Raw genomic sequence first — 6,923 nt, forward strand, 5'->3', positions numbered from 1 at the left:
AGGGCGCCGGTATGACAGTTTTGGAGGACCAGCATGGCGTCGCGGCAGGACCAGCTGCATTCGTACCAGTTCATGGTGCAACGGGTCGTGGCCGCTCTCGTCATGCGCGACACGGATCCGCCGAGATCACCGTTTCGGCGGGTAGCAGGCGCGACGTTGGTCGGCGTACTCCTCGCGGCGCTCGGAGTCGGAGGAGCGGCGGCATATGCCTTGGTGGTGCCGGGCACCTCCGACAAATGGCGCAATGATCGGGCAATCATCGTGGAGAAGGAGTCCGGGGCGCTTTTCGTGTACCGCGACGAACACCTCCACCCGGTCCTCAATCAGGCGTCCGCGCTGCTCATCCTCAACCAGCCCGGCGTGAAGACGATCTCGGTCGCCCGAAAGGCCCTGGCCGGGGCGCCACGGGGCGCGACGCTGGGCATTCCGGGCGCGCCCGCCTCCCTGCCGGCCGCGGGACGCCTGCACCGCGACCCGTGGACGGTCTGCGGCGAAAAGCAGGAAACGACGCTCTTCCTGACACCCCGCGCCAGCGGCAAGGAGCTCGGCGAGCACGGGCTCCTCGTCACCAGCCCCACGAACGCCCTGTACCTGCTGGTCCATGGCCGAAAGCACCTCATCCGCCAGCCCGGCGCGGTGCTGCCCGCGCTGGTCTGGTCCGGCCGGCCGCAGGTCGCGGTCGCGCAGGCGCTGCTGAACGCGGTCCGGTCCGGCGCCGACCTGATCACGCCGGCCGTCGCCGACCGTGGCCGCAAGGTGGACCAGAAGGTCGTGGGTCAGCTGTTCGGAGTCCGCAGCGGGGACCGGGTCGACGCCTTCGTGATGACCGGCGAGGGACTCGCCTCCGTCACGCCGTTGCAGGCCGCGTTGCTGCTCGCGGCGCCGGAGACCGCCGCCGTGCAGGGCCGCGGCGAACTGCTGCCGCTGACCCCGGGCGAGCTTGCCGTGCTGGTCCAGGACCGCCAGGTCCGGCCCTTCCCGGCCGGTGCCGACCTGCCGCATGCGGCGCCGGAGCTGCTCGTGAATGACGTTGGCGTCGTGTGTACCACCAGCGCAAACGTCATCTCGACCAGCAACGCGATGCCCGGGACGCCGGGCGGGCTCCGGACCTCGTCGGCGTCACCGGCGGGCACCGTCCTGGCGGACCGGATCGTGGTGGCGCCGGGCGGTGGCGCGCTCGTGCGCACCGACACCGGCAACCTCACCCTCGTCACCGACCTCGGCCGGCGGCACGCGCTCCCGGTCGCCGATGTCCTGTCCGGCCTCGGCTATCAGGGCGTCGAGCCGGTGACGGTGCCGGGCGAGTTCGTCGGGCTGCTCCCGGCCGGGCCGGCGCTCGACCCGGAGCTCGCGACCCGCACTCAATAGTTCGTGAGCACCAAGTCCGAGCTCGCCCTGGCCGCCGACCGCAGGTTGATGTCGCGGCGGGTCGCCATCGCCGTGGCGGTGAAGTCGCCGTAGATGCGGCGGGTCGCGTCGGTGTCGCTGTTGGTCATGGTGATCAGGACCCCGCGGCCCGTGGCGTCGCGCATCGCGGCGGCGAGCCGCTCGTGGTCGGTGTCGCGGAACTGGCCGGCGGTGTACCGCTTGAAGTCCGCGAACCCACCCTCGGGCAGATACGGCGGATCCAGAAACACCCAGTCCCCGGCCGCCGCCTCGCGCAACGGCTCCTCGAAGTCGCAGCGCCGGATCTCCACTCCGGCGAGCGCCGCCGACGCCGCCAGGAACGTCTCGCGGCGATAGTACGGCCGGTCGTACGCACCGTACGGCGCGTTGAACCCGCCCCGCCGGTTGACCCGCCACAGGCCCCGGAACGCGGTCTTGTTCAGGTAGATGACCCGGGCGGCACGCTCGACGTCGGTCAGCCCGCCCGGATCCTGCGCGCGGATCTCGGCGAACCGCTCGGCGGTGTTGGGCAGCGCGTCGAGCCGCTCCATGACGGCCTCGGGCTGCGTGGCCACGGCGCGGAAACAGGCGACGAGCTCGGGATTGGCGTCCGACAGGACCGCCTTGACCGGCCGCAATTCGAAGAACACCGCGGCGCTGCCCATGAACGGCTCCCAATAGCAGCCGGTGAACGGTGGCGCCGCAGCGACCAGTTGCGCCGCATAGCGGGTCTTCCCGCCGGCCCACTTGATGAACGACCGGCCATCCGCCACGCGGTACATCGTAGAGGAAGGGCGAAATGCCGGAAGTTATCCACAGGGAGGAATTACGTCTGGTTATCGATCGGTGACGGCCGATACCGTCGGCAGGTCCGCGACACGAGAGACGGGGTGAGCACCGTGGCACAGACGACCCAGGCGCAGCAGGCCGAGCTGCATTCGGCCGCACAACGGTTCGAGCAGGTCAACGGCGAGCTGCAGAGCATGCTCAGCACGCTGATGCGCGAGCTGGAGACGACGAGGACCGGCTGGCAGGGCGCGGGCGGCCGGTCCTTCGACACGGTCAAGCACGCGTGGAACCGCGACCAGCAGACGCTCCACAAGAACCTGCTGGAGACGGCCGAGGGCCTCAGATCCACCGGCCGCAACTATCAGGTCACCGACGCCGACGCCGGAGCCCGCTTCAGGGGCATCGGCACCCACCACCTGCCCCTCTGAGCCGGACGGGAGACATTCATGGACGACACACTGGTGGTCAACTTCGCCGCCATGGACCACGCCGGCCAGTCCATCCAGAGCGCGCTCAACACGCTCAACGCCCGGCTGGAGGAGGTCACCCAGCTCGGCCGGCGGCTGACGGCCGGGTGGCAGGGCGAGTCGCGGGAGGCGTATGCGGCCCGCCAGGCCAACTGGGAGCGCGCCGGCAATGACCTGGCCGCGACGCTGCGGGAGATCAAGGTCGCGTTGGACGACTCGATGCGGCGATACCTGGAGACGGAGCAGCGGAACAGGAACCTGTTCCCACAGGGCTGAGCCGTGCGGGACGGCCCGGTCCGCGACACGTTCGCGGACCGGGCCTTCGGCCTGCCGCCAGCCGGGGTTGAGCGGTGGCGTGCCGGTGATGGCGCTCAGCGGTGCAGGCTGCCCGGCTGGCTTGAGCGGCGTAGGCCTTCAGTAGCGCGCAGCGGTGCAGGGCCGGTTGTCGCGCGGCGTCGTGTGCTGCGTGGCGCTCAGCGGCGCGGGCCGCCGAACGCGGGTGTGGTCCGGTCGGCGGAGGCCTCGTCCGGCGGGTCGGGCAGGTGCCGGACGCCGGGCCGCCAGCCGCGCCGCCGTCCGCGCGGTAGCACCACCGTGACCAGCAGCATCAGCGCGGCCAGCCCGACGCCCAGCCCGGCCAGCAGCAGGGTGCGGTCCCGTGCGGCGGTGCGCTGCGCCGCCCGTGGGTCCGGTGCGACCGGGGCGAGGACCGGCCCGGCCGGAGCAGGTGTCGCGCCGGTCTCTTCCGTCAGCGCGCGATAGGGGTTGAGGACGCCCGCGCCGAAGCCCGGACCGGCCACGCCTCCGTCGGCGGTCGCCGTGAGTCTCGCCGCGATCTGTGCTGCCGTCATTTCCGGTCGGTACTGGCGGAGCAAGGCCGCGGTGGCGGCGACGTACGGGACGGCGAAGCTCGTGCCCTCCACGGTCGTCAGCCCCTGCGGTGTGGCGGTCGTCACCACCTGGCCGCCCGGCGCGACGAGATCCACGAACGGGCCGGTCTGCGACCCTGGCAGCCGCTGCCCGTCCGGGCCGATGGCGCCGACGCCGATGACCCCGTCGTACGCCGCGGGGTACGGCGTCTGGTTGCCCTCCGCGAAGCGGTTCCCGGCAGCGGCGACCAGCACCACGTCCCGGGCCGCCGCGAACCGGACCGCTTCGCGCACGTCGGCGCTGTCCTGGTACGACACCAGCGACAGGTTGATCACCCCGGCGCCGCGCTCGACGGCGGCCCGGATCGCCGCCGCGACCCCGGCAGGCGTGCCGCGGCGCCCGGCGGTCGTGCCGTCCTCCAGTTCGACCAGCTCGCTCACCCGCAGTGCCAGGATCGTGGCGCCCGGTGCGAGCCCCTGCAGCGACGAGCCGGCGACCGGCCGGGCGGCGATGATGCCGGCGACCCCGGTGCCGTGCCCGACGCAGTCGATCAGCGAGCCGCCGCCGTCGAGCTGGTCGGGCCCGGCGCGCACCGCGCCCTGCAGCTGCGGGTGCCGCCCGTCGACCCCCGAGTCGACGACCGCGACGGTGATGCCCGTGCCGTCGGCGAGAGGGGTGAGCTTGCGGTGGTCGTACACCTGCGAAGGCCAAGACACACCGGTCGGTGCCGGCGCCGGCGGACGGATCGATGTGGGGCACGCGGGCGGAGCCTGTGCGACGGCCGTCGGAGGTGTGGCACCAAAGCCGACAATCATGCACAAAAGCTTCAAAGTAGCCAGTCTGATGGGACGAGGCATGCGCAGATGGTAATTGTTCGACCCTCGGACGGTGACGCTCGTGGGACAGGCCTGGGTTCCGGGGCGGTTCCATCGCTATGCTGGCCGGAGCGCTTGCTGGGTCGCACCCCTCGGATTGCCGTGGCCGTATAGGTTAAGTTTCGCGAGCGCGGCGGTTCCGAGCCCGACAGAGGGGGTGGCCGTGAGCGAGTGGGAGCCGGCCACCGAGGCCGAAGGCGCCATGCGTGACGCCCTGCGCGCCAACGACCAGGAGCAGTATTTCCGCATCCTGGCCCGCGCGGACATCATGCTGCCCATCGCGCCTGAGGGCGTGCAGAACGGCGACTCCGGCTGGGGCACCTGGACGACCGAGGGCCGCACGCACGTGCTGGCGTTCACGTCGCCCGAGGCGCTCCGCGAATGCCTCGCCGGGCATCCTGGCACGCACCGGCGGGTGCCGTTCCGCGACCTGTCCGGCATCTGGCCCAATGTCGACTGGTGGCTCGCGGTCAACCCCGGCCTGCCGATCGAGGGCTACCTGCCGTCGTGGTTCGTGACCCAAATCACCCGCGGCGACGTCCGGTTGCCGGGCCGCACGCTTGGCGCCCGCGCCAGGATCGAGCAGGCGGCCGGTTCGCGGGCCCGCGCGACGGCACAGGTGCCGGTCCGCAGCGTGCCCAATCAGCCGGCGCCGACGCCGATCGAGCGCCACCGGATGAAGGCAGCCGAGTCCGCACCGCCGGCGCCTCCCGTGTCCGCGCCGCCAGGGCCTTCCGTGCCCCCGCCCGGGACCCGGCCGGGCGCCTCCACCGTGCAGCGCTCGCCGTCGGGGCCGCCGGCGAAGCGGGACGTGCCGCCGCCTGACGTGGCGCCGCCCGGAGCGTTTCTGCCGACGCGGGCGGACCGTCCGATCAACTACGAGCGCACCACCGGCGCCGCGGGATATGAGCGGCCCGCCGACTTCCGCCGTCCCCGGCCACCGGTCACTCCGGCCGTGCCGCCGGCCGCCGCCGCCGCGCCGCCGCCGGCTGTGCCTGGGCGCTCCGGGCTCTTTGACGAGTCGGATCGCAGCTCGCTGGACGTGCCGGGCGAGCGGGAGCTGTTCGGGGACCTGAAGCCCGACGCGCCTGGACGTTCACCGGGCTGGTCACCGGGCGCGGACACGCGTCCCGTGCCGCCGTCGAAGGCCGGTGGCGGTGGCGCGTCGAGCCTGCCGCAGCGGCCGACGTCTCCGGCGCCAGGATCTTCTGGTTTGCCGCAGCGGCCCGGTGCGAGTGAGCCCGGCCTGCCGCAACGCCCTGGCGCGGGTGAGCCTGGCCTGCCGCAGCGGCCTGGTGCGGGTGAGCCTGGTTTGCCGCAGCGGCCGACTTCGCCGGCTCCAGGGTCGGCTGGTTTGCCGCAGCGGCCGACCTCGCCGGCGGGAGGATCGCTGCCGGCGCGGCCGTCGGCAGCTGGTGGCCTCCCCACGCGCGGCGCCGATGCTGACGGCGAGCAGGATGACCGCGAGGGTGATCCCCGTCGGTACTGGCCACGCCGCGAACCCGCGCGCAGCCTCGGCGAGATCTTCACCGAGCACGCCGACCCGGTGATCCCGGCCGCCTGGCAACCGCCGCCCACCCTGCCTGCTTCGACGGCCCCTCCGCTGCCGACCCGCCAGCCGGGCGAGCGCCCCGATGCTGCGTTCCGACCCGGTGAGGGCGGCGCCCTGCCGTCCCGCCCGGGCCCGTCCGACGCCGGCGGCCTCCCGCCGCGTCCCGGTGCGGGCGAGGTCGGTGGGCTGCCGTCGCGTCCCGGTGCGGGCGACGCCGGGGGGCTCCCGTCACGTCCTGGTGCCGGCGATGCTGGCGGCCTGCCGTCGCGGCCCGGTGCGGGCGAGCGTGGTGGCCTGCCGTCGCGGCCCAATGGTGGTGACCAGGGTGCTCTGCCTGGTCGGCCGAGCAGCTTGCCGGCGCGGCCCGGTGCCGGTGATCAGGGTGCTCTGCCGGGCCGGCCGAGCAGCCTGCCGGCGCGCCCACGCCCGGCCGATCCGTTGCCGTCGCGCGCCGAGGCGGGCGACGCAGGTGTGCTGGCATCACGTCCCGGCCTGGTCGATCCTGGTGCGTTCGGCTCTGGGGCGTTCGGTCCTGGTGAGGGCGGTCCTGCTGAGGGCGGTGCCCGCGCGGGCGGGTTGCCGCAGTCGGGTCCGGGCGGGTTCCTGGATTCCGGCTGGGACAGGTCCGACGAGCCCACCGCGTTCCGCGGTGACGAGCCCCGGCCCGGCACCGGCGAACCCGGTCCGCGCCCCGGCGACCAGGGCGGGTTCCTGTCCGCCCCCGGCGACTCCACGTTCCGCGGCGGTGCGGCTCCCCGTGGCGACCTTCCGGCCCGTGGCGCTGCCGTTTACGGCGACCTTGCGGCGCTTGGCGATGCGGGGCGTGGTGACGTTCCGGCCCGTGGCGCCGCGGCGTATGGCGACCTTGCGGCGCTTGGTGAGCCTGTGGCCCGTGGCGATGCGGGGCGTGCTGAGTTTCTGGCTCGTGGCGCTGCGGCGTACGGCGACCTTGCGGCGCTTGGCGAGCCTGCGCCGTGGGACGAC

At 73.5% G+C, this 6,923-nt stretch carries 6 protein-coding genes; 4 read left to right on the forward strand and 2 right to left on the reverse strand.

Annotated features, from left to right (window positions below; genetic code table 11):
* The first annotated feature begins 33 nt into the window (after nucleotides 1-33).
* Nucleotides 34-1,368 (forward strand): type VII secretion protein EccB, encoded by a 1,335-nt coding sequence (gene eccB, locus Dsi01nite_RS29435; RefSeq protein ID WP_203849540.1) that lies wholly within the window; start codon nucleotides 34-36, stop codon nucleotides 1,366-1,368.
* Here the strand turns inward: eccB and Dsi01nite_RS29440 are convergent.
* Nucleotides 1,362-2,159 (reverse strand): DNA adenine methylase, encoded by a 798-nt coding sequence (locus Dsi01nite_RS29440; RefSeq protein ID WP_203849541.1) that lies wholly within the window; start codon nucleotides 2,157-2,159, stop codon nucleotides 1,362-1,364. The genes eccB and Dsi01nite_RS29440 overlap by 7 nt on opposite strands.
* Nucleotides 2,160-2,285: 126 nt before the next feature.
* Here Dsi01nite_RS29440 and Dsi01nite_RS29445 point away from each other — a divergent pair, with 126 nt between their 5' ends.
* On the forward strand, nucleotides 2,286-2,603 hold the full coding sequence (locus tag Dsi01nite_RS29445; RefSeq protein ID WP_203849542.1) for a WXG100 family type VII secretion target: 318 nt from the start codon (nucleotides 2,286-2,288) through the stop codon (nucleotides 2,601-2,603).
* An 18-nt stretch (nucleotides 2,604-2,621) separates the two neighbouring features.
* Nucleotides 2,622-2,918, forward strand: coding sequence for a WXG100 family type VII secretion target (locus Dsi01nite_RS29450; RefSeq protein ID WP_203849543.1), 297 nt, complete (start codon nucleotides 2,622-2,624; stop codon nucleotides 2,916-2,918).
* Nucleotides 2,919-3,115: 197 nt separating this feature from the next.
* Here Dsi01nite_RS29450 and mycP read toward each other — a convergent pair whose 3' ends face one another.
* On the reverse strand, nucleotides 3,116-4,369 hold the full coding sequence (mycP, locus tag Dsi01nite_RS29455) for a type VII secretion-associated serine protease mycosin (RefSeq protein WP_373318864.1): 1,254 nt from the start codon (nucleotides 4,367-4,369) through the stop codon (nucleotides 3,116-3,118).
* Nucleotides 4,370-4,400: 31 nt separating this feature from the next.
* Between mycP and Dsi01nite_RS57575 the strand changes: the two genes are divergently transcribed.
* A partial coding sequence (locus Dsi01nite_RS57575) for an SseB family protein (protein WP_239136263.1) occupies nucleotides 4,401-6,923 on the forward strand: 2,523 nt, incomplete at its 3' end.

Origin of the sequence: Dactylosporangium siamense (assembly GCF_016862795.1) — a bacterium.
GTDB lineage: Bacteria > Actinomycetota > Actinomycetes > Mycobacteriales > Micromonosporaceae > Dactylosporangium > Dactylosporangium siamense.

Bases quoted from the DNA above. Each gene is read 5' to 3' on its own strand.
- eccB (WP_203849540.1), top strand. From the start codon at position 34: ATGGCGTCGCGGCAGGACCAGCTGCATTCGTACCAGTTCATGGTGCAA.
- Dsi01nite_RS29450 (WP_203849543.1), top strand. From the start codon at position 2,622: ATGGACGACACACTGGTGGTCAACTTCGCCGCCATGGACCACGCCGGC.
- mycP (WP_373318864.1), bottom strand. From the start codon at position 4,369: ATGCCTCGTCCCATCAGACTGGCTACTTTGAAGCTTTTGTGCATGATT.